Source organism: Dolichospermum sp. UHCC 0259 (assembly GCF_009711935.1).
In the GTDB taxonomy this organism is placed as follows: domain Bacteria; phylum Cyanobacteriota; class Cyanobacteriia; order Cyanobacteriales; family Nostocaceae; genus Dolichospermum.
The window spans coordinates 1-1,937 of record NZ_VIKX01000302.1 but is presented as its reverse complement, the minus strand read 5'-3'; the positions used below and the strand labels follow the sequence as shown (position 1 = coordinate 1,937).

Below are 1,937 nucleotides of genomic sequence, written 5' to 3'. Positions count from 1 at the left end.
CACATTCTGTATCTCCTACTACATAAGCTTTTTCTGCTTCTTGTCCCCCTGTCAGGTATAATTGTCATTTTGTATCCTTTACGGGAGCATTAGTCATGTGGAGTAAAGTGGAACACTACGCTACTCTAGGCAAGCTACAGCATGACTTTTCAAATACCCTCTTAGAATTGCGTTCTCAGCCAGCGGCTACAAAAGGAGATTATTAAACCAGATTGCTATATAATATTTATAGTGAGTAGGACAGAAATAACAATGTCAGAAAAAACTTTCGATATTGCTTACTTATCAGATAATTTACTTGATTTATTATCAGATATCCAAAATCATGTGGAAATTACCCTAACTCGTCAGGGAGTTCCTTGGGCAAAAGTTTTGCCTCTATCTCAAGCAGAACCTACAGTTGAAAAAGCGGGTTTAAATCATAGTTCGATAGTGATGAGTAATGAAGGTACTTTAGAACCAAGGGTTGCAGGTTTTTGGCAAGGACAGGTTAAGATTTCTGATGATTTTGATGACACTTCAGAAGAAGTGATTGCTGCTTTTTATGGAGAAGAACAATGAGTTTTCTGCTAGATACTCATATCCTGTTATGGTTTTTAGAAAATGATTCTAAGTTGTCAAATCAGGTACGAGAAGTAATTACTAATCGTGAGAATTTAATTTTTGTTAGTGCTATTAGTGCTTGGGAAATTTCTATTAAACAGTCTTTAGGAAAGTTAATAGCTCCTAGTAATTTAGAGGAGGCTTTACGCTTTAGTAATTTAGAGATTTTAGCGATGACGTTGGCACATGGAATAAAGGTTGCTGACTTACCAATGTATCATAAAGATCCTTTTGATAGAATGTTAATTGCTCAGGCTTTGGTAGAAGGGTTAACTATAATTACGGTAGATCAAAAGTTTAAATTTTATGATGTCCCGTTGTTAATAACTGAATCATAAATTAGTTGTGCAAAATAGATTATCTATATTCAATCTCTTCCATAATTATTTTTGTGGTATGGTAGAAGGCTCTGGTTTTTATGTATTTTTGTTGTTCTTTGCGATAGCTACTCTCTCTTGTCTACGTTCTTTACGGGATGCAGAGCGTGTTGTAGATATCCATCTTGTAAAGTATAAATATCTGTTTATCGTGCAGAAAATTAGGTGAGATGTGGAGCTTTTATTGGAGTTAGTAAAAAATATCCAAAAGGTCAATACCCTAACTTTACCTTGATCACTAAAATTGCTGGTAAACCCATACACAACTGCCATGAACCTTTACCAGCAAAACTTACCAAACCACCATCTCACCACTCAAACAGCACTAATTAGCTTACCAACTTACCAACCAACACTAGCCAATATTGACTTCAGTAAATTCCTGCAACAGTACAACAACCCCCAAGGTTGGACAATGATGGCTGGACTGCTGGTAGTTTTAATACTACTGCAAATCAGTGGTACGGGTAAAGGCAAAATCACCACTGGTAAAGTCTGCGGTGTCAGCGAAAAACTAGCAGCCACTAACCTCGCATTTAAACAAATCAAAGAACACAAACACAATAAAGTTACCCTGTGGTCTGGTACTAGTGTGTTAATTTTGACAGGAAAACCAGGGATTTCCTTCATGCAGAAAGTATGATAGAAAAAAGGATACCTGAAAGCTCATAAAAAGGTTTTAGGGAAGAAAGAAAAGCAAAATAAAGGTAATAAGGGTATGGAAGGATTTAAAAGTTCAGAAAGCCGATTAGTCCGGCTATTTCAAAAAGGTCGAGAACAGTGGAGAAAAAGAGCAGCAGAAAAACAGAGAAAAATGAGAGGAATGGAAATCAAGATCAGAGACTTAAGTGCAAGTCGAGACCTTTGGAAATCGAAAGCACTATCAGCACAGCAACAAAAAGGTAACTGTTCACACTCCCCCACTAAAAAGGAATTAGGAAGTAACAGGGATAGGAG

The 1,937-nt window shown here is 36.7% G+C and carries 4 protein-coding genes; all 4 read left to right on the top strand.

Translation table 11 applies throughout. The features are described from left to right. The first annotated feature begins 252 nt into the window (after positions 1–252). On the top strand, positions 253–561 hold the full coding sequence (locus FJR05_RS24465; protein WP_168646504.1) for a hypothetical protein: 309 nt from the start codon (positions 253–255) through the stop codon (positions 559–561). Continuing rightward, positions 558–941 carry a type II toxin-antitoxin system VapC family toxin gene (locus FJR05_RS24460; protein WP_168646503.1) on the top strand — a complete coding sequence of 128 codons (384 nt, stop codon included), beginning with the start codon at positions 558–560 and terminating at the stop codon, positions 939–941. The genes FJR05_RS24465 and FJR05_RS24460 overlap by 4 nt, the downstream gene beginning before the upstream one ends. Before the next feature lie 310 nt (positions 942–1,251). Further along, positions 1,252–1,623, top strand: coding sequence for a hypothetical protein (locus tag FJR05_RS24455; RefSeq protein ID WP_174783845.1), 372 nt, complete (start codon positions 1,252–1,254; stop codon positions 1,621–1,623). Between the two features lie 75 nt (positions 1,624–1,698). Continuing rightward, positions 1,699–1,937: hypothetical protein (locus tag FJR05_RS24450; RefSeq protein ID WP_168646502.1), on the top strand; the 239-nt coding region annotated here is incomplete at its 3' end.